General features: G+C 53.3%; 29 protein-coding genes and 1 tRNA gene. 21 read left to right on the forward strand and 9 right to left on the reverse strand.

What is annotated here, in order from left to right:
* Positions 1 to 2 precede the first annotated feature (2 nt).
* The gene (locus Q0W94_RS01235; RefSeq protein WP_297760044.1) at positions 3 to 137 is read right to left on the reverse strand and encodes a hypothetical protein; all 135 of its coding nucleotides are present in this window, start codon (positions 135 to 137) and stop codon (positions 3 to 5) included.
* Between the two features lie 463 nt (positions 138 to 600).
* Here Q0W94_RS01235 and Q0W94_RS01240 point away from each other — a divergent pair, with 463 nt between their 5' ends.
* The 9 genes from Q0W94_RS01240 (at position 601) to Q0W94_RS01280 (ending at position 10,514) form a co-directional block, all read left to right on the forward strand.
* A complete protein-coding gene (locus tag Q0W94_RS01240; protein WP_297760046.1) occupies positions 601 to 2,835 on the forward strand; it encodes a bifunctional diguanylate cyclase/phosphodiesterase in 2,235 nt (744 codons plus the stop codon).
* Positions 2,836 to 3,160: 325 nt separating this feature from the next.
* The gene (locus tag Q0W94_RS01245; protein ID WP_297760048.1) at positions 3,161 to 4,495 is read left to right on the forward strand and encodes a CmpA/NrtA family ABC transporter substrate-binding protein; all 1,335 of its coding nucleotides are present in this window, start codon (positions 3,161 to 3,163) and stop codon (positions 4,493 to 4,495) included.
* A 26-nt stretch (positions 4,496 to 4,521) separates the two neighbouring features.
* Complete coding sequence (ntrB, locus tag Q0W94_RS01250; RefSeq protein WP_297760050.1) at positions 4,522 to 5,358, forward strand: nitrate ABC transporter permease; 837 nt, start codon at positions 4,522 to 4,524, stop codon at positions 5,356 to 5,358.
* Positions 5,359 to 5,367: 9 nt separating this feature from the next.
* Entirely contained in the window at positions 5,368 to 7,344 is a 1,977-nt protein-coding gene (locus Q0W94_RS01255) for a nitrate ABC transporter ATP-binding protein (protein ID WP_297760052.1), read from the forward strand.
* A 75-nt stretch (positions 7,345 to 7,419) separates the two neighbouring features.
* Positions 7,420 to 8,241: a nitrate ABC transporter ATP-binding protein gene (locus tag Q0W94_RS01260; protein WP_399372438.1), complete on the forward strand. Its 822-nt coding sequence runs from the start codon at positions 7,420 to 7,422 to the stop codon at positions 8,239 to 8,241.
* A gap of 158 nt (positions 8,242 to 8,399) precedes the next feature.
* Complete coding sequence (locus Q0W94_RS01265) at positions 8,400 to 8,702, forward strand: hypothetical protein (protein WP_297760056.1); 303 nt, start codon at positions 8,400 to 8,402, stop codon at positions 8,700 to 8,702.
* Positions 8,703 to 8,705: 3 nt separating this feature from the next.
* Positions 8,706 to 9,422: an ABC transporter ATP-binding protein gene (locus tag Q0W94_RS01270; protein ID WP_297760058.1), complete on the forward strand. Its 717-nt coding sequence runs from the start codon at positions 8,706 to 8,708 to the stop codon at positions 9,420 to 9,422.
* 18 nt (positions 9,423 to 9,440) lie between these two features.
* Positions 9,441 to 9,514 (forward strand) — tRNA-Arg (locus Q0W94_RS01275).
* Positions 9,515 to 9,797: 283 nt separating this feature from the next.
* On the forward strand, positions 9,798 to 10,514 hold the full coding sequence (locus Q0W94_RS01280) for a DUF4079 domain-containing protein (RefSeq protein WP_297760060.1): 717 nt from the start codon (positions 9,798 to 9,800) through the stop codon (positions 10,512 to 10,514).
* Here Q0W94_RS01280 and Q0W94_RS01285 read toward each other — a convergent pair.
* Genes Q0W94_RS01285 through Q0W94_RS01295 form a run of 3 tightly spaced genes read right to left on the reverse strand, consistent with a single transcriptional unit; the run spans position 10,511 to position 13,815 of the window.
* Positions 10,511 to 11,116 (reverse strand): heme-copper oxidase subunit III, encoded by a 606-nt coding sequence (locus Q0W94_RS01285; RefSeq protein WP_297760062.1) that lies wholly within the window; start codon positions 11,114 to 11,116, stop codon positions 10,511 to 10,513. The two genes, Q0W94_RS01280 and Q0W94_RS01285, sit on opposite strands and share 4 nt — an antisense overlap.
* A 25-nt stretch (positions 11,117 to 11,141) precedes the next feature.
* Complete coding sequence (gene ctaD, locus Q0W94_RS01290; protein WP_297760064.1) at positions 11,142 to 12,800, reverse strand: cytochrome c oxidase subunit I; 1,659 nt, start codon at positions 12,798 to 12,800, stop codon at positions 11,142 to 11,144.
* Between the two features lie 28 nt (positions 12,801 to 12,828).
* Positions 12,829 to 13,815, reverse strand: coding sequence for a cytochrome c oxidase subunit II (locus Q0W94_RS01295; protein ID WP_315863142.1), 987 nt, complete (start codon positions 13,813 to 13,815; stop codon positions 12,829 to 12,831).
* Between the two features lie 187 nt (positions 13,816 to 14,002).
* Between Q0W94_RS01295 and Q0W94_RS01300 the strand changes: the two genes are divergently transcribed.
* From Q0W94_RS01300 to Q0W94_RS01340, 9 genes are all read left to right on the forward strand, one after another.
* The gene (locus Q0W94_RS01300) at positions 14,003 to 15,007 is read left to right on the forward strand and encodes a phosphodiester glycosidase family protein (RefSeq protein WP_297760068.1); all 1,005 of its coding nucleotides are present in this window, start codon (positions 14,003 to 14,005) and stop codon (positions 15,005 to 15,007) included.
* Positions 15,008 to 15,074: 67 nt separating this feature from the next.
* Positions 15,075 to 15,227, forward strand: a complete 153-nt coding sequence (locus Q0W94_RS01305; RefSeq protein WP_024125038.1) for a photosystem II reaction center X protein — start codon at positions 15,075 to 15,077, stop codon at positions 15,225 to 15,227.
* Positions 15,228 to 15,330: 103 nt separating this feature from the next.
* Positions 15,331 to 16,182 (forward strand): Ycf66 family protein, encoded by an 852-nt coding sequence (locus Q0W94_RS01310; protein ID WP_297760070.1) that lies wholly within the window; start codon positions 15,331 to 15,333, stop codon positions 16,180 to 16,182.
* 25 nt (positions 16,183 to 16,207) lie between these two features.
* Entirely contained in the window at positions 16,208 to 16,993 is a 786-nt protein-coding gene (locus Q0W94_RS01315) for a nuclear transport factor 2 family protein (protein ID WP_297760072.1), read from the forward strand.
* Complete coding sequence (gene minC, locus Q0W94_RS01320; RefSeq protein ID WP_297760074.1) at positions 16,990 to 17,790, forward strand: septum site-determining protein MinC; 801 nt, start codon at positions 16,990 to 16,992, stop codon at positions 17,788 to 17,790. The genes Q0W94_RS01315 and minC overlap by 4 nt, the downstream gene beginning before the upstream one ends.
* A gap of 38 nt (positions 17,791 to 17,828) precedes the next feature.
* Positions 17,829 to 18,632, forward strand: coding sequence for a septum site-determining protein MinD (gene minD, locus Q0W94_RS01325; RefSeq protein ID WP_297760076.1), 804 nt, complete (start codon positions 17,829 to 17,831; stop codon positions 18,630 to 18,632).
* Positions 18,629 to 18,949 (forward strand): cell division topological specificity factor MinE, encoded by a 321-nt coding sequence (minE, locus tag Q0W94_RS01330; RefSeq protein ID WP_297760078.1) that lies wholly within the window; start codon positions 18,629 to 18,631, stop codon positions 18,947 to 18,949. The genes minD and minE overlap by 4 nt, the downstream gene beginning before the upstream one ends.
* A complete protein-coding gene (gene cruG, locus Q0W94_RS01335; protein WP_297760080.1) occupies positions 18,946 to 20,142 on the forward strand; it encodes a 2'-O-glycosyltransferase CruG in 1,197 nt (398 codons plus the stop codon). Before minE ends, cruG begins: the two co-directional genes overlap by 4 nt.
* A gap of 30 nt (positions 20,143 to 20,172) precedes the next feature.
* Positions 20,173 to 21,405 carry a methionine gamma-lyase family protein gene (locus tag Q0W94_RS01340; RefSeq protein WP_297760082.1) on the forward strand — a complete coding sequence of 411 codons (1,233 nt, stop codon included), beginning with the start codon at positions 20,173 to 20,175 and terminating at the stop codon, positions 21,403 to 21,405.
* On the opposite strand, the gene Q0W94_RS01345 is transcribed toward Q0W94_RS01340, so the two are convergent.
* Both Q0W94_RS01345 and Q0W94_RS01350 read right to left on the reverse strand, forming a co-directional pair.
* The gene (locus tag Q0W94_RS01345; RefSeq protein WP_297762457.1) at positions 21,393 to 22,124 is read right to left on the reverse strand and encodes a glycosyltransferase; all 732 of its coding nucleotides are present in this window, start codon (positions 22,122 to 22,124) and stop codon (positions 21,393 to 21,395) included. The genes Q0W94_RS01340 and Q0W94_RS01345 overlap by 13 nt on opposite strands.
* Entirely contained in the window at positions 22,051 to 22,677 is a 627-nt protein-coding gene (locus tag Q0W94_RS01350; protein ID WP_297760084.1) for a hypothetical protein, read from the reverse strand. Before Q0W94_RS01350 ends, Q0W94_RS01345 begins: the two co-directional genes overlap by 74 nt.
* Before the next feature lie 87 nt (positions 22,678 to 22,764).
* On the opposite strand from Q0W94_RS01350, the gene Q0W94_RS01355 reads away from it, so the two are divergent.
* Positions 22,765 to 23,052 (forward strand): TM2 domain-containing protein, encoded by a 288-nt coding sequence (locus Q0W94_RS01355; RefSeq protein ID WP_297760086.1) that lies wholly within the window; start codon positions 22,765 to 22,767, stop codon positions 23,050 to 23,052.
* A 9-nt stretch (positions 23,053 to 23,061) separates the two neighbouring features.
* Here the strand turns inward: Q0W94_RS01355 and Q0W94_RS01360 are convergent, their stop codons facing one another.
* A complete protein-coding gene (locus tag Q0W94_RS01360; protein WP_297760088.1) occupies positions 23,062 to 23,490 on the reverse strand; it encodes a hypothetical protein in 429 nt (142 codons plus the stop codon).
* A gap of 42 nt (positions 23,491 to 23,532) precedes the next feature.
* Positions 23,533 to 23,865: a DUF760 domain-containing protein gene (locus Q0W94_RS01365; RefSeq protein WP_297760090.1), complete on the reverse strand. Its 333-nt coding sequence runs from the start codon at positions 23,863 to 23,865 to the stop codon at positions 23,533 to 23,535.
* A 138-nt stretch (positions 23,866 to 24,003) separates the two neighbouring features.
* Between Q0W94_RS01365 and ebsA the strand changes: the two genes are divergently transcribed.
* Complete coding sequence (gene ebsA, locus Q0W94_RS01370) at positions 24,004 to 24,378, forward strand: type IV pilus biogenesis protein EbsA (protein WP_297760092.1); 375 nt, start codon at positions 24,004 to 24,006, stop codon at positions 24,376 to 24,378.
* A 44-nt stretch (positions 24,379 to 24,422) separates the two neighbouring features.
* Positions 24,423 to 25,490, forward strand: a complete 1,068-nt coding sequence (locus Q0W94_RS01375; protein ID WP_297760094.1) for a phosphotransacetylase family protein — start codon at positions 24,423 to 24,425, stop codon at positions 25,488 to 25,490.
* Here the strand turns inward: Q0W94_RS01375 and Q0W94_RS01380 are convergent.
* Positions 25,487 to 26,554 carry an esterase-like activity of phytase family protein gene (locus Q0W94_RS01380; RefSeq protein WP_297760095.1) on the reverse strand — a complete coding sequence of 356 codons (1,068 nt, stop codon included), beginning with the start codon at positions 26,552 to 26,554 and terminating at the stop codon, positions 25,487 to 25,489. The genes Q0W94_RS01375 and Q0W94_RS01380 overlap by 4 nt on opposite strands.
* Positions 26,555 to 26,557: the final 3 nt, after the last annotated feature.

The following is a 26,557-nucleotide window of genomic DNA, read 5'->3' on the forward strand; positions in this document are numbered from 1 at the left end:
TTCTACTTAATGGGGATGGCACTGGGGTCGTACCAGCCTTCGTGGCGCAGCGTTTCGATAAAAATCCGCCAGTGGACAAGGGGAGGCAACACCAAGCGATCGCCACCGGCAATGGGGAGAGAGAAATCTGCAGTCATTCTTAAATTTGTTTTCTACACACAATCATCCCCTTTTTTGCTGGGGAAGACTGATTCCAAGCTAGCTACTTTCATCAACATCTAGAGTATTCTAAACACGATGGCACCGTGATCCCCATCAGGGGTGGTCACCCTTGCAGCCAGGATAGATTGCCCTTAGAAAGACCGCTCAATGTCTCTAGGGGATCATCACATATGCAGGACTTTGAATATTTAGAAAACGGGTGTATGATAGACTAAGAGGGGAAAATGAAGGCAAAATTAAATAATAGTTTGAAAATTTTTTATAACTATTTGCTTTAATGTCTCTAGCACTAATTTAGGAATGATTGCAAAACTAGTCGTTTTATCCCCTCTTGATGACTCACCCCATAACTTGCCAGCCATCATTGAAGCAAAGGCGGCAGGCCCTTTGAAGAATCACTCCCCCAAAAAGTGTGCACTGGCCTCAATCAACCTACTAGTGGTTGCAAGCATTCCCCAAGCCGGTGAAATTTTATATCCCTATCTGATAGAAATTGAGCAGGTTTACTACGACGTTCAAATCTGTTGTTATGCTCATCTAACCCCCGGGGTGGTTGCTCAGGTGAAGCCCCATCTGCTTGTTTTGATAGCTCAGGGGGAGGAGCTCCTCAATACTGTCGAGACCCTCCAACAGCAGTATCCCCAGTTGCCCCTGGTGGTCATTGATACAAGCGATCGCCCTGAGGTCGAAACTCCAGTCCTTCACAGTGGCGCTCAGGACTATTTAACGATTCAAGAACTCAGTCCCAATTTACTCGCCCGCAGTTTTCGCCATGCCATCGATCGCCATCAGGTGGAACAGGCCCTACTACGCCAAGCCCAGTACGATCGCCTGCTGATGGAAATTACGCAGCACATTCACCAATCCCTCGACTTGACTACGATTCTTGAAAATACCGTCAACGATATCCGGGAATTACTGGAGTGCGATCGCGTGCTTATTTATCGTCTCCTCGATCGCGGGCGCGGCATTATGGAGGTTGAAGCCGTAGTGCCTCCTTGGTCATCAGCTTTGGGAGAGCTGGTGGGGGATTCCTGTTTTAGGGACCATTATGCAGAGGCCTACAGGCGCGGTCGCATCCATGTGGTGCATAATTTAGACACGGCGGCCCTTGACCCCTGTTATCGCGATTTGCTGGCCTATTACCAGGTCAAGGCCAATCTTGTCGTCCCAATTGTTGTGGAAGGGCGCCTCTGGGGATTGCTCATCTGTCAGCAATGTGGCCACCCTCGCAACTGGCAGGATAGGGAAATTGGCCTGATAAAGCAAATTTCCACCCAGTTGGCGATCGCCATCCTCCAAGCGGAACTCTATCAAAGAGCCCAAGCAGAAATTCAAGAGCGCAAAGCGATTGAAGCTCAACTGCTGTACCAAGCCCGTCACGACCAGCTCACCCATTTAGCCAATCGCTCGTTCTTTGAGGAAAAATTGCGCCTAACCCTGCGCTATGCCGCCGAGCACCCCAATTACCACTACGCCGTTCTCTGCTTGGATTTAGATCGCTTCAAAACCCTCAACGATAGCCTGGGACACTCCATTGGGGATTTGTTTCTCAAAGCATTTGCCCAGCGCCTGAGTCGTTGTGTCAGCCCACAGGATGTAGTGGCACGCCTCGGAGGCGACGAATTTGCAGTTTTGCTGAACGATATTCAGGGCATAGAGGAGGCTCAGGCCATTGCCGAAAGGCTGCGCGATCGCCTCAGCCATCCCTTTGAAATTGAGCACTACACCCTCTATACCACTGTGAGTATCGGGCTGGTCATGGGCAATCTCCATTACACCAGTAGTGAAGAAGTGCTCCGGAATGCCGACATGGCCATGTACCACGCGAAAACGAAGGGACACAATCGCATTGATGTCTTTCAGCCCCTGCTGCTGCAACAGCTGCGCGATCGCCTGCATTTAGAAGTGGAGCTGCGGCAAGCCATTGAACGGGGCGACTTTGTTCTCTACTACCAGCCAATTGTTAAGCTCCATAACCAATCGCTCAAAGGTTTTGAGGCACTCCTACGCTGGCAAAAGGGGGATACCCTCATTTCCCCCTCCGTGTTTATTCCCGTTGCTGAAGAAACTGGCCTCATTTTTGAACTCTCCCGCTGGGTGCTGCACAGTGCCTGTGAACAGTTGCAGCAGTGGCAACAGCGTTATCCCAAGCTTAAGTCCGTTGGCCTTACGGTAAGTATCAACCTGTCAGCGAATCAGTTTTCTTTGCCTACCCTTGTGCCTGAGATTCGGCAAACCCTTGAGCACCACCATTTAGCCGGTCAATTTCTGAAGATTGAAATTACTGAGAGTACATTGATGCAGCACTTGGATACCGCCCGCGAAATTCTCGCCGAGCTCAAAGCCATGGGGGTGCGCGTTAACATAGATGACTTTGGCACAGGTTACTCTTCCCTGAGCTATTTACGTAGTCTTCCCTTGGATGGCATTAAAATCGATCTGTCTTTTATTTCCCAAATGGATCGCAGCCAAGAAGACTTTGAATTGGTGCGCACGATTTTGGCCTTGGCTCGCAATCTACACCTTGATTGTATTGCCGAAGGCATTGAAAATACCACTCAACTGCAACGGTTGCGATCGCTGCGCTGTCCCTCTGGCCAAGGCTATCTTTTTGCCCCGCCGCTGACCATAGATAAGGCTGAGGTGTACCTCCAAGAGCACATCCTCTAAAGTGCTGCCAATCAAGCCCAAGGCTAAAGATTGGCAACAAGTTAACTTGCCATTATTCCCGACATTCCTTAATCAAGTGGGCAAATTACGCCCATAGAGGGACTTAATCATATTAGCTCATTAGCTCAGGTTATAAGTTTAATAAAAAACATTGACCCAGTTTATAGTATAGACCTATATCTTTTTGGCGGGCTGTGATGATAGATTGTCTACAATCCAAATTTCGGTCTTTCGTCACCGTTAATTGGAAAACCTGTCCCAACCTGCCGGTTTGGGAATCGAGTTTTTTTGTCAACTATTTACTGTTCTCGATATAGGTCACACTATGTCTCAATTATCGCGTCGTCGCTTTTTAATGACTGCTACTGCTACTGCTGTGGGGGCGATCGCCCTCAAGGGATGTGCCCCAGCCCAAAGTCCCCAAGGACAGCAACAGGGCGGTGGAACTGCCGCAGATGTAGAAACAGACACAATTAAACTAGGCTTTATTCCCATTGTTGAGTCTGCCCCTCTAATCATTGCCAAAGAAAAGGGCTTTTTTGCCAAACATGGCCTGGCCAACGCGCAACTGGCCAAGCAAGCCAACTGGGCCAGTGCCCGTGACAACGTCGTCATTGGCTCCGCCGGTGGTGGCATTGATGGCGGTCAGTGGCAAATGCCCATGCCGCACCTCATCAGCGAGGGCATCATTACCCTCAACAATCAAAAGGTACCCATGTACCTGCTGGCCCAATTAAATACCCAAGGCAACGGCATTGCCATTTCCGGAGCCAATCGAGGAAAAGGCATTCACCTAAAAATTGCTGACCCGAACTATATCAAGGATTTTGCCGCTAAAAACGGACGTAAATTCAAAGCCGCCTATACCTTTCCCCAAGTCAACCAAGACCTTTGGATCCGCTATTGGTTTGCCGCCAACGGCATTGACCCTGATCGCGATATTGACCTATTAGCCGTCCCACCCGCCGAAACCGTCGCCGGAATGCGCAACGGCACCATGGACGCCTTCAGTACCGGTGATCCTTGGCCCTTCCGCATTGTCAGCGATGATATTGGCTTTATGGCCACTCTGACAGCCCAGATGTGGCCCTACCACCCCGAAGAGTACCTAGCGGTGCGGGCCGACTGGGTAGACAAACACCCCAAAGCCACCAAAGCCCTGCTCAAGGCAGTCATAGAAGCACAACAGTGGTGTGACGACAAGGCCAATCGTCCTGAATTGATTCAGATTTGCAGCCGCCGTGAATACTTCAACGTTCCTGGCAATATCCTGACACCGCCCTATGAAGGCACCTACACCATGGGGGATGGTCAACCAAATTTCAATGACTTTAACATCGGACCTCTCTACTGGCGGGATCCCAACGGCAATAGTGTTTCTTTTCCTTACAAGAGTCATGATCTGTGGTTTTTAACCGAGAATTTGCGCTGGGGCTTTAATGCCGATAAGCTTAAAGATTTTGACAATATCAAGCAAATCATTGATCGGGTGAACCGCGCCGATTTGTGGCGAGAGGCCGCCAAGGAGCTGGGGATTCCCGCAGCCGACATTCCCAGCAGCGATTCCCGCGGCGTGGAAACGTTCTTCGATGGCGTCAAGTTTGATCCCGACAACCCCCAAGCCTATCTAAACAGCCTCAAAATCAAGGTCAAGTCCTAGTTAATTGGATTCAATAGGAGACTGCTATGGCTACTGCATCTGTGCGCCGCAATGGCCCTGTCAATCCTCTGACAACGCTTTTACGTCAGCGGGGATCTGATTTTTATCTGCCGATTATTGGCCTGATTGGGTTTCTCATTGTTTGGCAAATGCTATCTACCGCCAAAATTCTGGCCCTCCCTGGCCCAATTCAGGTGTTTGCTGATGAGCGCAGTCGCTATCTCATTTTTCATCCCTTTTACTATAACAGTCCCCTTGATCAGGGGTTGGCACGGCAGACGCTAATTAGTTTGACCCGCGTTGCCCAAGGCTATGGCTTGGCCGCGATTATTGGAATTACGCTGGGGATTTTGGTGGGCACCAGTAAAGCGCTCAACAAAGCTCTCGACCCCATCTTTCAATTTCTGCGCATGGTGGCTCCCTTGGCGTGGGTACCTATCTCCCTGGCGGCGTTGCGCCAAAATGAACCCGCTGCAATCTTTGTGATCTTCATTACCGCCATTTGGCCAATTCTCATCAATACTGCTGTGGGCGTACGGGAAATCCCCCAGGACTACAAAAATGTGTCGCGGGTGCTGCGACTATCCAGGAAAACGTTCTTTTTCAAAATTCTGCTGCCCTCAGCACTACCCTACATTTTTACAGGGTTACGGATTGCCATTGGCTTGGCCTGGTTGGCCATTATCGCGGCCGAAATTGTGATGTCAGGCGTGGCGGGCATTGGCTTCTTTATCTGGGATGCCTATCAGCAAAACTATGTCAGCGAAATTATTGTCGCGGTGGTCTATATCGGTGCCATTGGTCTGATTTTGGATCGCTTGGTGGGCTTCCTGCAAAGCAAAATTGCACCAGCAAATCGCTAGGAGGGAATCATGGGCGTTTTCGTGACCGTAGATCAGGTGGAGAAGATCTTTGACCTCACAAATGGAGGGCAGTATCTTGCGCTGAAAGGGATTGACCTGACCATTCAAAAGGGGGAGTTTGTCTCCTTCATTGGTCACTCCGGCTGTGGCAAGTCCACGTTACTGAATATGATCGCCGGTTTAGACCTGCCCACCTCAGGGGTTGTGACACTGGAGGGACAGCGAGTGCGCCAACCGGGTCCCGATCGCATGGTGGTCTTTCAAAACTATTCGCTGCTGCCCTGGCTTTCGGTACGCGAGAACATTGCCCTAGCAGTGGATGAAGTGCTTGCTCACCTGACTGCCGCTGAACGGCGGCAAATTGTCGAGTCCCATATTGACCTGGTGGGGTTGCGCCCCCATGCCCACAAGCCACCCACAATGCTCTCTGGCGGCCAGAAACAACGGGTGGCCATCGCCCGCGCCCTGGCAATTCAGCCGAAGCTACTGCTGCTGGACGAACCCTTTGGTGCCTTGGATGCCCTCACACGGGGCAATTTGCAGGAACAATTGATGAAGATTTGCGAAGCCCAGCAGGTAACGGCGGTGATGGTGACCCACGATGTGGATGAGGCGGTGCTCCTCTCGGATCGGATTGTCATGCTCACCAATGGCCCCGGCTCCAAAATTGGCGGCATCCTTGAGGTGGATATTCCCCGTCCGCGGCAGCGGATGGCCGTTGTTGAACACCCCAGTTACTACAGTCTGCGCAGTGAAATCATCTATTTCCTCAACCAGCAAAAACGGGTGAAACAGTTGCAGGCGCGTCGCAAACCGCCGATCGCCCGCCATGGTCTCGAAAAAACAAATTTGGAAATTGGCTTTGTGCCCTTGACCGCCTGTGCTCCAATCGCCATCGCCTATGAAAAGGGGTTCTTTGCCCACCATGGCCTTGAGGAAGTGTCCCTTGTGCGCGAGAGCAGTTGGCGCGGCATTGTGGACGGGATTGTGGCAGGCTACCTCGATGCCGCTCAGATGCCAGCGGGGATGCCGGTGTGGCTGACCTGTGGCGGCCATGAAGAGCAGCCGCTGCCGGTGGTCAGTGCCCTCACCCTTAGCCGCAATGGCAATGGCATCACCCTGAAAAGGGAATTTGCCGAGCAGGGGATTCGTACCCTGAGTGACTTTCACCACTACTTGCGGCAAACCCGCGATCGCCCCCATCGCTTGGGCATGGTACATCCCTCTTCCATGCACAATCTCCTACTGCGCTACTGGCTAGCAGCAGGGGGCATTCACCCCGATCGCGATGTCCACCTGCAAACAATTCCACCGGCGCAAATGGTGGCGGATCTGCGCTCTGGCAGTATTGATGGCTATTGTGTAGGCGATCCTTGGAACCTCCGGGCGGTCAAAGAGGGACTGGGCTTTACCATTGCCAGTGACATGGACATTTGGGCTGGGCATCCAGGGAAAGTACTGGGGGTGCGGGAAGATTGGGCGATGAGCTACCCCAATACCCACATTGCCTTGGTCAAGGCCCTACTGGATGCCTGTCGCTACTGTGCCGATCCTGCCCACAGTGAGGAGATTAAGGAAATCCTCAGCCGCAAAGCCTATGTGGCCACCAACCCGGAGTATTTGGAGCTAGGGCTCAATGAACAAGGTGGGCCAGTGCACCATCTCTTTTTTGGCGACGGGGTCAATCGTCCCAGTCGCACCGAACACCTGTGGATGATGACGCAGATGGCTCGCTGGGGCACGATTCCCTTCCCTCGCAATTGGGTGGAGATTCTGGAACGGGTATGCCGCGTGAGTGTCTTTAGCACAGCCGCCCGCGAGTTGGGACTCTTGGATATTAAATATCGCACCGGGCCTATCCAGCTGTTTGATGGCACGACCTTCAATGCCGATGATCCCATTAGCTATCTCAATAGCCTCACCATCAAACACGAAGTCTATATGGCCGAGATTCCCCTGAATTTACCTGTGTCACGGGCAGCCTAAGTCCGCAATCCCCCCTGATGTCAGACCCCCCTGGAGTTATCGGAGTTATCCATGATTAGCAACGGCAATCAAACCATGACTACCGCTGTGGCCGTAGGCTCTACGGAATCCTTTTTGCGCCTAGAACAGGTGAGCAAAGTCTATCCCACCCGTAATGGACCTTTCACTGTACTCACGGATATTACCCTCGATGTTCAGGCGGGGGAGTTTATTTGCGTCATTGGCCACTCTGGCTGCGGTAAAACCACCTTACTCAATATGATCTCGGGCTTTGTGCGTCCCACAACGGGGGAAGTACGCCTCAAGGGTCAGCCAATCAAGGAGCCGGGGCCCGATCGCATGGTGGTGTTTCAAAACTATGCTCTCTTGCCGTGGTTAACTGCGGCTGAGAATGTCTATCTGGCAGTGGATGCTGTCTGGCCAGAAAAATCCCGTCCACAAAAGATGGCGATTGTCCGCGAACACTTGGCCATGGTGGGCTTGGCGGATGCGGCCAATAAATATCCGTCTCAATTATCAGGGGGGATGAAACAACGGGTGGCGATCGCCCGTGCCCTGGCGATTCGGCCAGAGATCCTGATTCTCGATGAACCCTTCGGTGCCCTCGATGCCATCACCAAAGAGGAACTGCAGGAAGAGTTGTTGAATATTTGGCAAGAACACCGCTGCACCGTGCTAATGATTACCCACGATATTGACGAGGCCCTCTTTTTGGCCGATCGCATCCTGATGATGACCAATGGCCCCGCTGCCAAAATTGGCGAGATCATGACCATTCCCTTTCCACGTCCGCGCGATCGCGAGCGCATCCTTGAAGATCCCACCTACTATCAACTGCGCAATGATGCCCTTGACTTTCTCTATCGTCGTTATCATCTCGACGAAGAGGCAGAGTAGCTGGCTAATCCTTTTTTCTAGCTACAGGGCACAAAATTGAAATTTCTGCCTTACAGCTTGGGCACACAGGCAGACAGGTAACACCCAACCGCACAGGAGATAACAACTGCCTATTACCGCCACTGTGCTTATCTGCTATCCGCTTGGGATAAGGTAACTTGACCGCAATTCCTGCGGTCACTACGCTACGCTATAGTGGCAGTACCCTTGCGAGGTTTATGATGGCCAGCTTATTTGACCAAAACTTTCGCTATACCGATCGCGCCCGCGCCATCTTCAAAGAACTGCAACGCAATCTCCATCCTATCTATCGGGAGCTCATGGAAGAAGGGTTCTCTCCTCGAGAAATTACCGCCCTCGTCACCAGTGCCGCTGCCCAAACAGAAAATGCCGCCATTGCTGAATGGGAAGAGGCAAGGGGTAGCTCCCACAACAGAGCAGAATCACAGACCACGGCCTAGGGGATGAGTTCTCAAGCTCGCATTTTGGAAATCGAGTCCCTGAGTGTCCACTACGGTGGCATTTGTGCTCTGCAAGAGGTGAGTCTGTCTATGGAAGCCGGGGAGTGCATTACCCTTGTGGGTGCCAATGGTGCTGGCAAAACCACCCTTCTGCGTGCCATCTCTAAACTTGTTCCCAGTGAAGGTATTATTCGCTTTGCCGGTCAATCTATTGCAGGGCGATCGCCCCATGAATTAGTCAGGTTGGGTATTGCCCATTGTCCAGAGGGGCGTCAGGTTCTAGCGCGTCAAACCGTACGGGACAATCTCCTTCTCGGTGCCTACTGCCGTCGAGATGCAGCGCAGATTGCCCAAGATCTCGAAGAGCAACTCAAGCGGTTTCCCAGACTACGGGAGCGGCAACACCAACTGGCAGGAACCCTCAGTGGGGGTGAACAGCAAATGCTGGCGATCGCCCGTGCCCTAATGAGTCGTCCTCGCTTGCTGCTCCTTGATGAACCCAGTTTAGGCTTAGCACCCAATTTGGTGCGGGAAATTTTTGCCATTTTGGCGCAGCTGCGGCAACAGGGAATGACAATACTACTGGTGGAGCAAAATGCTCACCTTGCCCTACAATTGGGCGATCGCGGCTATGTCCTGGAGGCAGGCCAAATGACCCTTAGTGGTAAGGCCTCAGATCTCTTGAGTGATCCAAGGGTTCAGCAAGCGTACCTGGGTTAATGCTATGATCAGAGAGCTGGACGTGTGGCTCAGTGGATTAGAGCATCGGATTCCGGTTCCGAGGGTCGGGGGTTCGAATCCCTCCACGTCCGTTAATGAAGTGTCAGAATAGGGCTTGAGGACAAAATTGATGCCGTCGAGGCCAAACTAGAACAACAGATTAATGCTGTCGAGACCAAGTTAGGGCAGCGGATTGATACGGTAGCATTCACGAGGATATTTGCAAACGACAAGCAGGCACGGATGCGCGGTTATAGGGATTCCTAGTGACCCTGTTGGTGGCTACTGTTGGATGACTAACAACAGTGCTGTTCTTTGATTGACCTCGCCCCTAAATTCGTTACCTTAAAACTGGACTAATTCTTCTTAGCCAGTATGTTTCTCAACCTCAAAGATATTATTTTGCTGTTGCATCCCATCTTGGCCTGCACATTTGTTTTTCCCGTGCTTGGTATCACAACGTTCTTTGCCCTGCAAACCCGGCAGCGTCGCCTCAAAGACACCACCTCAATCCCTGCCACAGTCGGCAGTTTGCACGTGAAATTGGGCAATCTCCTAGCTGCAGGCGTCATTGGTATCACATTGGTGGCCTTGGCCTATTCAGTCGTGTTTGGCTTTCAGGGCTTCTTGATGCAGGCGGCGAAGAACACACTGCAACCGCTCTCTGTGGTCCTCGTAGCGCTGATGTTTATTGTCACCATCGCCGCAACAGTGCTCCTATATCGCGCTCAATCAAAGCTATGGCGTGCTGTCTTTGCCACGCTCTCAGGAATGGGGGTGATCATCCTCGCCCTTCAGCCCGGAGTCTTTCGCCGCGATGACGAGTGGTGGGTTTCTCACTTTTACTTTGGACTGGCGGCGGTGATGCTGATGATTTTTTCTGTGGCCATTGTGCGAGAGATTTACCAAGATCGATCGCTCACGTGGCGGCGGATTCACATTGGCTTCAATTCCCTTGCTTTGGTTCTCTTTTTATTGCAGGGAATTACGGGTACCCGTGACCTCTTAGAAATTCCCTTGAGTTGGCAAGCCCCCGTGGTCTATCAGTGCAACTTTGATCCGCGATCGCCCCAGTTCAAGACCTGCCCCTAAAAGCGAGTCAGGATATACAGCAGTGTGAAGAGGATAATCCAGATCACATCCACAAAGTGCCAGTAGATCTCTGCCATCGTCACCCCCGTGTGGCGGTGGGCGCTGTAATGCCCCGGACGGCGCGATCGCCAGATGACCCCCAAAATCAGCAAAATGCCAATAAAGACATGGAGACCGTGGAAGCCCGTCATCACATAGAAACAGTTGGCAAACACATTAGTGCGCAGACCGTAGCCGAGGGTGAGGTACTCATACACTTGCCCCCCAAGGAACACCGCCCCCATCGCCGCCGTAAGCCAATACCATTTGCGCATGCCGCGAACATCATCCTTTTTGATGGCCACATCGCCGTAGTGGATGACAAAGCTACTGGAGATGAGAATGAGAGTGTTAATTGTGGGCACAAGCAGTTCCACCTCGGTGCCTTCGGGTGGCCATTGCTCATTCATGCCCCGCAGGAGTAAATAGGCCGCAAAGAGGCCGCCAAACATCAGGGATTCAGAAATTAGAAAGACCAGCAACCCTAAAACCCGAAAATCAGGGTGCTCATGGGCATGATCAACCGCTATGGCCGTCCCTTGAGACTCAACAGTACCTTGCATGGCTTGCTCCTAACTCCTAAGTGTCCTACTCTTCCTCGTCACGATCCTCATCGGTGCTTTCCTGGCGCCGCTCAATGCCATAGTCGTAGGGACCCTTGGTAACCACGGGCAGCACCTCCCAGTTTTCAATTGGCGGCGGTGAACTGGTCGCCCACTCTAGGCTAAGACCGCCCCAAGGGTTATCGCCAGCAACTTTGCCCCTATTCCAGCTCCAAATGATGTTAATCAGGAAGGGAATGATTGAGAAGGCCAAGACAAAAGCACCTATCGTACAAATGAGGTTAACTGGCTCAAACTGGGGATCGTACATAGCAACGCGGCGGGGCATCCCCTTCAGACCCAACTCATGCATGGGCAAGAAGGTCAGATTGGTACCAATGAAGGTGAGCACAAAGTGAAGAATCCCTAGGCGCTCATCGAGAAGCCGTCCGGTCATTTTGGGGAACCAGTGGTAAATGCCTGCATAGAGGCCAAACACAGAACCGCCAAAAAGCACATAGTGGAAGTGTGCCACCACATAGTAGGTATCATGGACGTGAATATCCACAGGGGCAGTCCCCAAGGTGACACCGCTGAGACCGCCCAGGACAAACATTGACAGTAGGCCAATGGCAAAGAGCATGGCACTGTTGAGGCGAATTTTACCGCCCCAGAGGGTGGCCACCCAGCTGAAGATTTTCACCCCCGTCGGCACCGCCACAATCAGGGTTGAAATCGTAAAGAACATCCGCATCCAAGGGGGCGTACCGCTGGTGAACATGTGGTGCACCCAGACAAAGAGACCCACACAGCAGATGGCCAAACTGGAGTAGGCGATCGCCTGATAGCCAAAGATAGGCTTACGGGCATGCACGGGGATCACCTCGGACATGATGCCAAAGATCGGCAAAATCATCAGGTAGACCGCTGGGTGAGAGTAAAACCAGAAGAGGTGCTGGTAAATCACCACATTCCCACCGGCATCCGGTTTGTAAAACGAGGTGCCAAAGTTAATATCAAACAGCAGCAAAATCAGTCCTGCTGCTAGCACAGGGGTTGAGACTAGAGCCAGCAGAGAGGTCGCTAGCATTGCCCAACAAAAGAGGGGCAGTTGATTCCAGCGCATACTGGGCACTTTCATTTTCCAGATGGTGACAATGAAATTCACCGATCCCAGAATCGAGGAGGTGCCCACAAGGACGATCGCCAGAATCCACATACTCTGGGCAGTGGTGGCTGTAATTGTACTCAAGGGCGGATAGGAGGTCCAGCCCGCTTGGGCACCCCCAAACAGGAAACTGGCTAAAAGTAATGCCCCCGCCGGCGGGTTCAGCCAAAAGGCCAGCGCATTCAAACGGGGAAAGGCCATATCCCGTGCCCCGATCATCAAGGGCACCAAGTAGTTGCCAAAGCCCCCAATAGCTGCCGGCACCACCCACAGGAAAATCATGATTGTGCCGTGGTTGGTGAGAAAGGCGTTGTAAAGATTGGGATCGAGAAAGTCGGAATCTGCCGTCGCCAGCTCCGTGCGCATGGCCACCGCCATCAGACCGCCAATCAGGTAAAAGATAAAGGCGGTAACCAAGTATTGAATGCCAATCACCTTGTGATCAACATTGAAGGTGAAATAGTCGTACCACTTCCATGCCTTAGGATGCTCAGGGAGGGACAAGGGGGTATCGAGGGGCAGTTGTGCTTGCGCCATAACGCTCTCAAGAATGCAACAGTGAAGACTAAAGCTTTTCGGGAGAATGGTGGTGGGTCATTGCTTCTACTTGCGCCACCAGTTGCGGGGTGATCCCCATCTGCTGGATATGGCGATCGCTCAGGGAGGGAATTACGGGAGCCGTTGCTATCGCTTGGTTTTGATGGCGCCACCTTTCAAAATCCTCTGGGGTATGCACAATCACCTGGGTACGCATGGCACCGTGGTAACCACCACAAAGTTCCGCACAGACCACAGGGTATGTCCCAACTTTAGTGGCCTTAAAGCGCAGTTCAGTGGGCACGCCAGGAATCGCATCCTGCTTCAAGCGAAACTGGGGCACCCAAAAGGAATGGATCACATCCCGCGCAGAGATATTTAACTGCACGTCCTTGCCGACTGGGATATGCAATTCGCCGGCGACAATGCCACTGTCGGGGTAGGTGAAAATCCAGGCATACTGCATACCCATCACATCCACTACTAGGTCTGGGGCTTTGCCTTGAACATCAGGGCTAGCCCCAATGCCAATTTCAGGGGTTTGCGCTGCTGCTAAGAGGGCAGCTGCATCACTGGTAGTTTTCGAGGAGGCTTGGGCAACAACGGCCATCCCTGACTTGGGCGCATGCCGCGAGTGCATCGCATGATCCCCCGGATTCAGTCCCCCCATGCGCTGGAAAATATCCACGCTGTAAATACCAAGGAAGATCACAATCAAAGCAGGAATCGCTGTCCAGAAGGCCTCTAGGGGTAGGTTGCCCTCCACGGGGAGCCCATCGCCTTCCTCACCGGCACGGCGGCGATAGCGAATCACGAAAAGGATGATGGCACCCTGTACTACCAGAAAGAGGGCAGTACCAATTGTGAGCATAATGTCAAAGAAGTTATCCACCAAGGGAGCCTGCTCAGAGGCCTGTTCCGGCAGGAGGCCATGGTGATGTCCTACCCAAAAACTAATCAGGGTAACAACAACGCCAGCGGTCAGTGTCCAAATTGAAGCGGGTATTTGTTCCATGGTGCCAAAGCGTCCAGAAAATCCCACCCTGATCCTAGGCAGATTCCCCCAGGATGTGGGTTAAAAGAACCTAAAGATTTATGTTGATTTATTCATTATGCTTGAGGCAGATTGGGCACAGATTAAGACCTTCCCGATGTCATTGAGGATGAGTAGACTCAAGCAATTGTTTACCGGAGGATGACGAATGCTCAGTGTCCTTCCCTGGGCTGGGATGTCTTTGGCAAGTCTCCACTACTCGACCCATAGAGTAGATCAAACGCAGGTGTATATGGTGGCGGCGCCGATGGCCGACTATCGGGTGGTCATGACAGAACCGGCCACCCGTGGCCAAGATACCTATTTAGAAACAACGGCGGCATTTGCGCGGCGTACAGGCGCTGTAGCAGCCATGAATACCAATTTTTTCCGCTGGCTAAATGCTCAGTCCCTGCGCTCTTTTCAGGACTATCAAAAATGGATCATGGGGGAGTCCCATCCTGACGGCATTAGTTACCAAGCACTGCGGCAAACCTGCTTGAGTGGTCGAGGCACTATTCCAGCGGGGCTTCTCGGAGCCTACATTGTCAATGGTCGGGTCGTGCGTCCCTATGGAGGGGGCTATTTGGGAATTGTAAATTTTCCTGCCCAAGGAGGCATTGAGTTTTATCGCGGCAGGTTGCCAGAGCAGCCCTTTAATGTGGTCAGTGGCTCGCAGCAGCTTTTAGACGGTGGCAGAAAGCTACCCGTTGATGACAGCGATCGCACGTCCCCAAAGGCAATTCTTGGCAGACGCGGGAACGAGTATGTCTTTGTTGTCAGCGATGGCCGTGGGAATGGTGGCTCACCGGGCCTTTCCTTTGCGCAACTTCAAGATTTCTTACTGCAGCAGGGAGTAACGGAGGCAACAGCCATGGATGGGGGTGAGTCGGCCACCTTGGTAGTGGAGGGGCAAGTGAAAAATCATCCCCGCGATCGCTATTGTGAACTGGCGCGTTGGCTCCCCGCTCCTACCCTAATGTGGATTAATCCGGAGGAAGAGGCGCGGGAAGCAGCGATGGCCATGGGGCGATCGCTCAGACCGGTTGGCGCCAACATTGGCTTAGTCCCCCGAGAACAACCCCAAAGCACCTTTTCCTTTTCCTTCGCATTGTGGGAACGGATTCGGCAGCATCTACTGACGCAGTTACGGGCTTGGCGAGATGCCGTCTAATTCCTGAAAACCAAAGCCAGATTTTGTTAAAATCCTAGTGTTCACTTTGACCGGCACACGCAAAGCTATGATTCAGTCTGCATACTCCCTCCTGCTGACCATTACCCCTTCCCTGAAAGGTTTCTTTATTGGCCTATTGTCCGGCGCCGTGGTTTTGGGTTTAACCTTTGCGGCTCTGATCGCCATTAGTCAGATTGATAAGGTGCAGCGTTCTTTATAGTCAGCAGACCTAGTAGTGGACCTTGCAATCTCCCTAAAATAGGGTCATGGCCATAAAGCCGTGACTCAGGTTTTTTATTTTGCCCCTTTAGTCAATGGGTTAAATGACTTATCTTTCCTTCTCCCCTCTCCTTGGTCAAATTGTTAATGTCGGGCTTGGACCTGCTGGTCTTTTGGGGATTGGCCTTGCCGTTGCTGGGGCGCTTCTCTATTTCCTGCGCTCGATTCAGCCGGAGTTAGCGCGAGATCATGATATTTTCTTCGCCGCAGTGGCACTCCTGTGTGGGGGAATTCTCTTTTTCCAAGGATGGCGCCTCGACCCAATTTTGCTGTTTGGCCAGTTTCTGCTGACCGGCACCGCTGCCTTTTTTGCCTACGAAAGTATTCGTTTGCGGCGAGTGGCCACAGAGCAGGCGCGGCGGAATACCCCCATTGTGGATGAGGAGCGACCCGTCAGCCGCAGCTACACCTATCGGGCAGAAATAGAGGAACTGGAACCCTATGATGATGAAGAGGAAGAGGAGGAGTACCCACCCTTACGGCGAATTCGGGGTAGCCGCGATGTGTCGCGATCGCGCTATGAAGACGAGGATGTGGAGGATACCCCCCCAGTAGGACGTTTACCCTCGCGGCGTAGTAGCCCGCCCCGTCCTGAACCCCCCAGCCGTCCTAGTGTACGTCGTCCCCCATCACGGCGTCCTCGACCGACAACATCACCGTCAGATGAGATTGTGGATGAACCCTATCGTCCCCCGACGCCAACGCGCCAGCCCACCCGCCGTCCCCCGCCACCTACCACCGAAACAGCAACAGTGAGCGATCGCCCCACGCGCCGCCGTCCTCCCCGGCCGCGTCCTGAAGGCACCACCGATGGCAGTGAGTATGTGCCCTACCAACCCTTGGATCGTCCTCCCAGTGATGAGCAGGATAACTCCGCCAATTTTGACGATGAATAAACCCTAGGAGCAAAGGCGGTTCACCATGCGTCGCTACTTTCTGCTTTCAGTCCTTGGCTTGGCAGCAATTGCTGGGGGTGTTTCAGGAAAGACTTGGGCGGCCCCCCCAGAGCAAGCCACTTCGGCTCCCTTACCGCAATCAGTGCAAGCGGTGGTCAATGGCTTGGATGCAGCAGCCAGTCAAAAGAATTTAGAGGCCGTCTTGGCTTTCTATGATCCTGAGTTCAAAACAGGGGATGGTCTCACCCTTGAGACATTGCGCAAACAACTGCCCACTTTTTGGCAACTCTATCGCGATATCCGCTACCGTACCACAGTCAACCGTTGGCAACAGCAGGGCAGTGACTGGGTTCTAGACATTAGTACCACCATTGAAGGCACAGGCGGCACCAGCGATCGCCCGCAAAACATGCGTGGCAACCTCCAAGCCACCCAAGTTATCCGCAACGGCAAAATTATTCGCCAGGACATTACCACCGAGAAAACCACCATCACCATTGGTGCGACACCGCCCACGGTTCAATTTTCGCTCCCCCAAACGGTGCGCACAGGCGAGGAATTTAGCCTTGATGCTATTGTTCAAGAACCCATTGGCAATGCGATTCTCCTTGGTGGTGCCAGCGATCAGCCCATCAATGCCCAAACCTACGCCAATCCCAGCTCGGTGAAATTGGAGCTTCTCTCTGCGGGCGGCATTTTTAAGGTGGGACGTGCCCCCCAAGAACCCGGCAATCGTTGGGTCTCTGTAGCCTTAATTCGGGATACGGGCATGGTCTTGATTACACAGCGACTGCGGGTAGAAAAACCATGAGTGAGGCGGAGTCAACCCCCGTAGAGGAACCTGTCTCGGAAAGTACTGCAGGCATTGAGGCAATTCCAGAGGTTGAGCAAAATACAGCGCTGGTCAGTGGCCTTACGTTAGAACACTCCGAAGGACGCTACCGACTCACGTTGCCTAGCGATTTAGACTGGATTGATTTGTGGCCGCAGGTGCAACTCTACCTTATCGGTCAAGAACACCTCTGGTCAGAGACCTTACCTGTCGATTGTGTCTGTGGACAGCGGCTCTTAGATCAGTCACAGCTGCAACAGTTGGCCGAGGCCCTCAGCGAGCATCAGTTGCGCTTGGACAAAATTATCACCCAACGCCGCCAGACGGCGATCGCCGCTGCTACCCTTGGCTACAGTGTTCAACAGGGGGAACTGCCCCCCTTGCTGGCTAAGGAAATCGATGGCAACCCAGAACCCACTGCCAATCCCCTCTACTTGAAAACAACCCTGCGATCAGGAATAGAAATTCACCATGATGCCAGTGTGATCATTGTTGGCGATGTGAATGCCGGTGCCAGCATTATTGCCGCCGGCGATATTATCGTTTGGGGCCGCTTACGGGGGGTTGCCCACGCCGGCGCTAAGGGTCATCTAGGGGCGCGGATTATGACCCTTGAAATGGCGGCGACACAGTTACGGATTGCTGATCTAGTGGCCCGGACACCGGATCCCCCTCGTCCTCCCTATCCAGAGGTGGCCTACGCCACCGACCAAGGGATTCAGATTGCCCCCGCCTATAGTTGGGGGCGAGTCTTCGCTGTATCCGAAGCACCTTGAGCTAATCTATTCTAGTAAGCCAATTCCTAGGGAGTTCAATGGGGCGCACGATTGTCATTACCTCGGGTAAAGGAGGTGTAGGGAAAACAACCGCCAGTGCCAATATCGGTGTTGCTTTGGCCAAATTAGGGCGATCGGTGGTGCTCATTGATGCAGACTTCGGCTTGCGCAACCTCGACCTACTGCTCGGTTTGGAAAATCGGGTAGTTTACACCGCCATTGATGTGCTGACGGGGCAGTGTCGCCTCGATCAAGCCCTTGTGCGTGATAAGCGCCTCAATAAATTGGTCTTGCTGCCCGCCGCCCAAAGCCGCAATAAGGATGCCATTACCCCAGAGCAAATGCGACAGTTGGCAACTGCCCTGAGCAAGCACTATGACTACGTGCTCATTGATTGTCCGGCAGGGATCGAGGCGGGATTTCGGAATGCCATTGCCCCCGCGCAGGAAGCCTTAGTGGTGACCACCCCCGAAATTGCCGCCGTGCGGGATGCTGATCGCGTGATTGGCCTGCTGGAGGCCTACCGCATTCGCAATAGCCATCTCATTTTGAATCGGTTGCGCCCGGCAATGGTGGCAGCCAACGATATGATGTCCGTCGAAGATGTCCAAGAAATTCTTTCTATTCCCCTGATTGGCATTGTCCCTGAGGATGAGAAGGTGATTGTTTCCACCAATAAGGGGGAACCTTTGGTCTTGGCAGAGTCTCCCTCCTTAGCTGGGAAAGCGTTTATGAACATTGCCCGCCGCCTGGAGGGAGAAACCGTTGAGTTTCTCGATCTAGAGGCGGCAAGCGGGGGATTATTCAGTCGGATTCGACGCTTGTTTGGGGCAAAGGAATGATCAGTGAACTTCTGGAGCGGCTGTTTACGCGCACTCCTCCCAGTCGCACCACCGCTAAAGAACGCCTGAAGCTGGTGTTGGCCCACGATCGCACGGCGCTGACGCCACAAATTCTAGACAATCTGCGGCGCGATATTTTAGAGGTAGTCTCCCGGTATGTGGAGCTAGAAACAGAGGGGCTAGCGGTTTCCCTAGAGTCAGATCAGCGGACAACAGCCCTAATTGCCAATTTACCCATTAAACGGCTGAAGCTGTCCCCAGAGGATGCCCCGCCGCCAGAGAATTTCCCCCCAGAAAACGAGGAAGAAGAACGTTGAGTACCGTTGCAGTTGGGCTAGCAGCGATCGCCAGCGGCGCGATCGTGGCACAGGCACCTTGGGCGGCTGTTTTGATCGCCCGTTTGGGGTCGGGTTGGCGACGCCCTTCCCCCTTGACCCCTCAGCCCTCCCGCCCAGAAAACTTGGCCAAGGTATCAATTATTGTGCCCACCCTCAATGAGGCGCAGCGACTGCACCCCTGTTTGGAGGGTCTCATGCGCCAGGGCTACGAGGTGCGGGAAATTCTGATTGTTGATAGCCATTCCCAAGATGGCACAGTTGAGATTGTGCGGGCAGCGCAACACTGCGATCCCCGTCTGCGCCTGGAGTTTGATCCTCCCCTACCGCCGGGGTGGGTGGGGCGGCCTTGGGCACTACATACGGGCTTTTGTCGTGTCCATCCCGATAGTGAATGGATTTTGGGGATTGATGCGGATACGCAACCGCAGCCCGGTCTTGTGGCCAGTCTTTTGGAAACAGCACAGCGGGAGCAATTGGATCTCATTTCCCTCTCCCCCTGCTTTGTCCTCAAAACAGGGGGCGAATGGTGGCTGCAACCGGCGTTGCTTTTAACCTTGATCTATCGCTTTGGTGCAGCTGCGCCTGTGGCAACGCAACCGGAGCGGACTTTGGCCAATGGTCAGTGCCTGTTGGTGCGGCGATCCTGCCTCGCAGCGATCGGGGGGTACCAGGTTGCCGCTTCCTCCTTTTGTGACGATGTGACCTTGGTGCGAGCCATAGCAGCGGCGGGGGCACGGGTGGCCTTTCGTGATGGCTCAAAGGTACTCAAGGTGCGCATGTATGAAGGAATGGCAGAAACTTGGCGGGAATGGGGGCGATCGCTGGACCTGAAGGATGCAACCCCAGTCGCCCAAGTGTGGGGCGATGCCTATTTCCTCTGGGCAGTCCAGGGATTGCCGTTGCCCCTGTTGGTTTTGGGGTTAGTGGCCCTGGCAGTAACTACTCCTACCCTGCCCCTTGAGATGGCGACATTGCTCAATGGCCTACTGGTGCTGATTCGCTGGGGCATGACACTGGCGATCGCCCCTGTCTATGATTGGCAGACGGGTCAAGGGCGCTGGCTCTTTTGGCTGTCACCTCTTGCGGATCCCCTAGCGGCACTGCGCATTACCCTCTCCTCTTGGCAACGTCCCCAGCAGTGGCGAGGCCGAACCTACAGTTCGCAAACTTAGAGCTTCTTATTTATCAGGTTGACCGGAACGATGACATTGGCGAGAACATCACTCATCACTGCTGCCCAAGGGGCACTTGCAACCACATTTGCGGAAATTGATGGCCGCGTCAAGAAAAATTTGGATCGCGTTCTAGCAGCCTTTCGGCAGCACCGACTGGGGGTACACCACTTCAGTAGCATGACCGGCTATGGCCACGGCGATCTGGGGCGAGAGGTCCTGGATCGAGTGTTTGCAGAGCTGATGGGGGCAGAGGCAGCTTTAGTGCGGGTGCAATTTGTCTCTGGTACCCACGCGATCGCCACCGCCCTGTTTGGGGTGTTGCGTCCTGGGGATGAACTCATTTCCCTTGCCGGTGCCCCCTACGACACCCTAGAAGAGGTGATTGGCCTGCGGGGTCAAGGACAGGGCTCCCTGAAGGACTTTGGTATTCACTATCGCGAGATTCCCCTGCTGGCCAGTGGTGAGCCAGATTGGGGGGCGATCGCCACCTGTGTTCAACCCCAAACCCGACTGGTGCTCATTCAACGCTCCTGCGGCTACACATGGCGCCCCAGCCTCAGCCTCGAAGACATTGGCAAAATGATTCAACTGATCAAGAGTCAAAATCCCAATGTGGTCTGTTTTGTGGATAACTGCTACGGTGAATTTGTCGAGACCCAAGAACCACCCCATGTCGGTGCCGATTTAATTGCTGGCTCACTGATTAAAAACCCTGGGGGTACCATCGCCACAGCGGGGGGCTATTTAGCAGGACGCGCTGATATCATTGAGCAGGCCAGTTATCGCCTCACCGCACCGGGAATTGGGCATGAAGGGGGGGCCACGTTTGATCAACATCGCCTGCTCTTTCAAGGGCTCTTCTTAGCACCACAAATGGTCGGTGAAGCCCTTAAGTGTGCCCACCTATTGGCCTATGTCTTTGACCAACTGGGCTATCCAGTCAATCCTGCCCCCCTCACCCGCCGCCGCGATGTCATTCAAGCCATCCAATTGGGCAGTCCTGAGAAGCTGATTGCCTTTTGCCGCACCTTGCAACGCTACTCCCCCGTGGGTTCCTACTTGGATCCGGTACCGGCACCCATGCCCGGCTATGCCGATGATCTGGTGATGGCTGGCGGCACGTTTATTGATGGTAGCACCTCAGAACTGTCTGCTGATGGCCCTTTGCGTCCGCCCTATATTGTCTTTTGTCAGGGAGGGACCCACTACACCCACATGGCCTTAATTTTAGAAGCGCTCCTAGAGGATCAAACCTTTTGAGGCCAGCCGTAGGCTTGGGCAACTGCTTCCCATTGAAACAAAATGCTTTGCTCAAAGGCTGCCTGCCAGGTGGGGCAGGTCGCTTGGGTAATTTGGTGTGCTTGTGCCCCCATCCGCTGGCGATAGTGGGTATCGTCTAACAGCCGGCTAATGGCAGCTGCCCAATCTTGGGGGTCGCGACTGCAAACCACTACCCCATCCTCCCCTGCAGCTTGGACATATTTGCGTCCAGCATCAAAACCAGAAATGACGACCGGTAATCCCGCTGCCCGTGCTTCCACCACCACATTGGGTCCTGTTTCCGACTCCGAGGGAAAAACAAATAGATCACTGCTGGCATAAATTGCCCCCAATTTTTCTTGGGGCACCTTGCCGATGAGGGTGACGCGATCGCCCAAGAGGTCTTTGACAAGGGCAGCCTGCGCCCCTTCACCCACAATTAGCACATGGAACGCCTTTCCCTGGCTAGCTAACACCTGAGCTGCCCGCGCCAACAGGAGCACATTTTTACTGGCATCTACCCGACCGACAAAAAGTATGATCGGCTGCTCTGGCAGGTGATACTCCTCCCGTAGCCATCGGGGATGGCGAAATCGCGGATGAAAGCGATCGCGATCAATGCCCCGCTGAAACCACGCCACCCGCTCAGGGGGCAAAAACGTGAGCAGCCAATCGGCATCCTGCTGCCGCGAGACCAGCACGCGATCGCTGGCCCGCATAAAGCCCGCTAGTTTTCGTTCGGCTTGGCAACCAAACCACTGATCCACTTGTAGTTGCTTCAGCCATAGCCACCGCCAAAATTGCCGCCCCCCAACTGCGGCCACTCATGCGCCAAATAATTTCCCGTGAATAGGTGCGCGTCAGTAATGGCAAATCCGTGTGAATCGAACTGAGGAGCGGACGACGCTGCTGGCGGCAAAAGCGGCGCACTGTTTGAGCAAAGCTAAAGGTATCTGTAATGTGAAACACCTGATGCTGGGGTAAATAACGGCGCAATCCCCAGTGAAAGGGAGCGACATCGGTCATACCTGCCCCTTGGCGCATGATCTCTAGTGAGTGCGTGCTGCATTGAGGCGGCAGCAATTGGTAGCGAACATTGGCCCCCACCGCTAGGGTTTGTTGTTTTGCACCCAGGAAATAGAGCGTCAGGTCAACGCGGTCTAGGTAGTGGCTGGCAGCTTCAGCAAAACGTTCCCAACACTTGACATGCCCCCCGGCATCGGGGTGCCATTCTAAGCCAATGAAGACAGCAACAGATAATGGTTGTGGCAATCTAGTCTTCTCAAGGTTGCATTTTGTTAAAGTTCACTGAATATCACATTATAAATATCGCATTATTAGAGTCATTCACAGTGAGCAATGATGGGCTATCGTAATCGCGCGATCGCTATTCTCTTAGCGTTGGCTGGCATCTTTCTGCCGGGACTTCATAAGTTTTATTTGCGCCAACCCCTATGGGGTGGAGTTTACCTGATGCTGGGGCTACTTTTTTCGACAGAACCCCACGGTTCTCTAGGTAGCATTGCGCGTATTGCCTGTGTGATTGAGGCCGTGTGGTATTTGTTTCAGGGGGCTGAGGCCTTTGATGCCACCTTTAACCCCAACATTAGTGCGGTGGTTCCAAAGCTGCCGAGCCCCTCCTCTTGAGAAATCAACCTAGTACCGCCAATAACGACGACCTTGCCAGAAAATCCCCAGGGCTGTGCCAATCAAGAACACGTCGGTGGCCGGGAAAAATAGGGGCCGCAGTCCGAAGGTACTGCCAAAAAAGCTCAAAAACATACTGCTCACTAGGACACACAGAAATAACGCCCAAAGGGTACTGCTATAGATAGGTGCTGGGTTAAACCACGCCTCTAAAAAGGTCACTGCCACCATCCCAAGGCCAATGCTCAGACCAAGGCGGACTAGCAGAACCACAGGAGGTTGAAGCAGGATGATCAGGGCCTCGCGCACTGCGGTAACGGCAGCCGCAATATAGTAAAGCCCTGTATCAAACAGCGCTGCAAGCAAGGCAACGAGAAGACCCGTGGGCACTAGCGATCGCCACGGTAGTGCCTTAAACTGTTGCCGAGGATCAGACACAACCAAGACTCACATTCAGGATATTCAGGATATTGGCAGAACCTAGGGCATCGGTAGATCGCCGAGGCGCATTTCCAGCTCCATGCGCTGTTCCATCTGGCGCAGAAAATACCCCGTCATCATGGCTGAGGCCAATAACCCCGCCAAGTTATCGCGATCGGTGGCAATTTGGACATTAAAATCCTCAGAGGGCAGACCACCCACGAGACCTTGAACATTTTGGCTGATAATTTGGCGAATTTCTGGACTGACGGAACGAGCAATACGGCTCAAAACTTCTGGCGATTGGCTTTGCAGGTACTTCAGGAGCAGATTGGGCTGCCCATCCTCCGTAGAAGGCTGGTAGAAATTAGCGTTTCCGGGATCAAAGACCATAGGCAGTGCTCGTTAGTTATGTTAACTATATGTTACCAAAACAAAATACCGTCCTAGAGCCAAGGCTCCCGTGCTCGCTGCTCTAACTGTAGAATAGACCTCAGCACTCGGTAAGACTGAATACACAAGGATTCTTGCATGACCGCCCTCGATCAGCTTCAGCCTGCCAACCCTCGGGAAGTCAATATCTTTGCCCCCTATATGCGTGCTGAGAAGCGTCCGCTACTACCCTTGGGCATCGCCCTCTACCGTGTGGGTAAGTTGGAGGGACAACGCGGAATTGAAGGCGGTAACAATGTTGATTTTGTTGCCACATGGACGATCGCTAACTTGCCGGCGGATTTATCCCGCTGTACGGTGACCTTTGATAACTCTCCTGATCTGCAGTACGAAATGTCTATCACCACATTTGAACTGGTGGATTATCTCATTGATGTGATTATCAACTATAAAAAACATCGTATTGCTGATTTTTCCAAAGCGTTTTATCGTAAGCTGTTACGGCTTGAGTAAGGCTCGTGGGTTTAGGGTTGGGTCGCGGGAGGAGTAACTTAACGGTGGGAAAGCATTTATTGATTGGCTCAATGGTTCCCTATAGCGGCAAGTCTGCAACGATTATAGGCTTGGCCAAGCTCTGTCGCGATCGCCATCTGCGCATTGCCTATGGTAAGCCCCTGGGTACATACCAACCCGCCACCGATAGTGAAGACACCGAAGCCGATGTCAGCTTTTTACAGGAAACCCTCAACCTGGAGAATGTACGGCCCACCTTGCTCACCCTGACGCCAGAAGCCATCAAGGCGCGACTTACGGGCACAGATCAGCAGGATTATCGCCAAGCCCTAGCAGCCTATCACCACATCAACAGCGAAGACTTGGTGCTTCTCGAAGGGCCAGCAACATTGGCAGAGGGGCGACTGTTTGATTTGGACTTAGCTCAGATGGCAGCGGTGTTGGAGGCACCGATTTTACTGGTGGTGCGCTATGAATCCCCCTTGGTGGTGGAATTGCTCCTCCTAGCCAAGTCGGAATTGGGCGATCGCCTCTTGGGGGTGATCATCAACGATATTCCCGCAACCGAGACCGAACCCTTGCCTACTATTCGCCAATATCTCGAGGCCCACCAAATTCCAGTTTTTGGTATGTTACCCCGCAGTCAGTTGCTGCGCAGTGTCAGTGTCAAGGAACTGGTACGCCAGCTAAATGCCGAAGTTTTATGCCGTCCTGATCGCTTGGATTTGCTAGTAGAAGAACTCACCATTGGCGCAATGAATGTCAGTGCTGCCCTGAAGTATTTCCGGAAAGCGAACAATATGGCGGTGATTACCGGGGGCGATCGCACCGATATTCAATGGGCGGCCTTAGAGACCTCCACCCACTGCCTGATTCTCACGGGACATTTGCCGCCTTCCCCTGCCATTCTTGCCCGTGCCGAAGAGTTGGAAATTCCTATTCTCTCTGTGGATCTGGATACACTAACGGCAGTCGAAATTGTGGATCGTGCCTTTGGTCAGGTGCGTCTTCATGAAATTGCCAAAGTTAAGTGTGTCGAGCAAATGATTCAGGAGCATGTGGATGGCGATCGCCTGCTGACCCAGTTGGGCCTCTTGACGGTTGAGGCCTAGCGTTTGACAGTCAGGGCAAATATCAGGACTTGGGTCGGCGTTTTGCCGTCAAAGTTGTTGTCGCCAATGATATAGAGCGATCGCGCCCCATCGGCCAAGGGGGGGCCAAAACTCATCCCTTCCAAATTGGTCAGGGGAATCCCCAAGGTGTTCAAATCCAAAACCAACCGTTTCTGCACAGGACGGATTGTACGCAGATCAACTGGTAGTGTGGCCATGCCAAGGGTATCTGTCGCTCCCGCCAGGGATACTTCAAAGAGTTTGATGCCATGTCCCACCCCCGGACTGTAGGTGCGCTCCAAGCTGAGAAAATGGCCACCATTGTCAAGGGCAAGTAGCTCTACGAGGCCATTAAACACTGCCTCTGAGGGAGCCAATGGATAGAGATGCTCCGCCAGCAACACCGGGGCAACATCCCCCCGCAGGTAATGAAGCAGACGGCAGTAAATCGGGATATTGGGGCGGACATCTTGGGCAAGGGCAGATTCAACACCGACAAACAAGCGATCGCCCGCCGGGGAAAGTGTCAGCGCCTCAAAGCCAAGATTATTACGAATCCCTTGCTGACCATTGGGCAGATAGTATTTGGGAATGGGTAGTGCTGTAATGGTGCGCCCATTGCTGCGCTCAAACTCCTTGATCCAGGGCGAGCTCGCTGTCGCCGTTACCCCTTCACTGCTCATCAGCAGGTGTCCCTCGGGCGTCAGCGCAATTCCCTCAGTATCGGCGGTGTTGGGCGGATACACCTCACCATTCATCTGCTGGAGAAAGGTCACGCCCTTGGGGGTAATGGTTTCGGGAGTGATCTCGAGGGTGTAAAACCGAGGTTGCTGGCGATCGTCACTAATGGCATAGAACTGCCGTTGCCGCGGATCGTAGGTCAAACCCGACAGCCCTCCCACCTCGGTATTTTGCCACTGGCTGCCAACGGCTAATTGGACTTCGCCGCGAAGTTCTACCCCCACATTGAGAAACAGACGCTCCTCTGCTCGCACTTGGGGCAGGGCACATCCCCACAGTAAGCCAAGGAACAGAAGTCCCATGAGCAAGCGTCGCCAGTGCATCAG

This window comes from Thermosynechococcus sp. (genome assembly GCF_025999095.1).
GTDB lineage: Bacteria > Cyanobacteriota > Cyanobacteriia > Thermosynechococcales > Thermosynechococcaceae > Thermosynechococcus.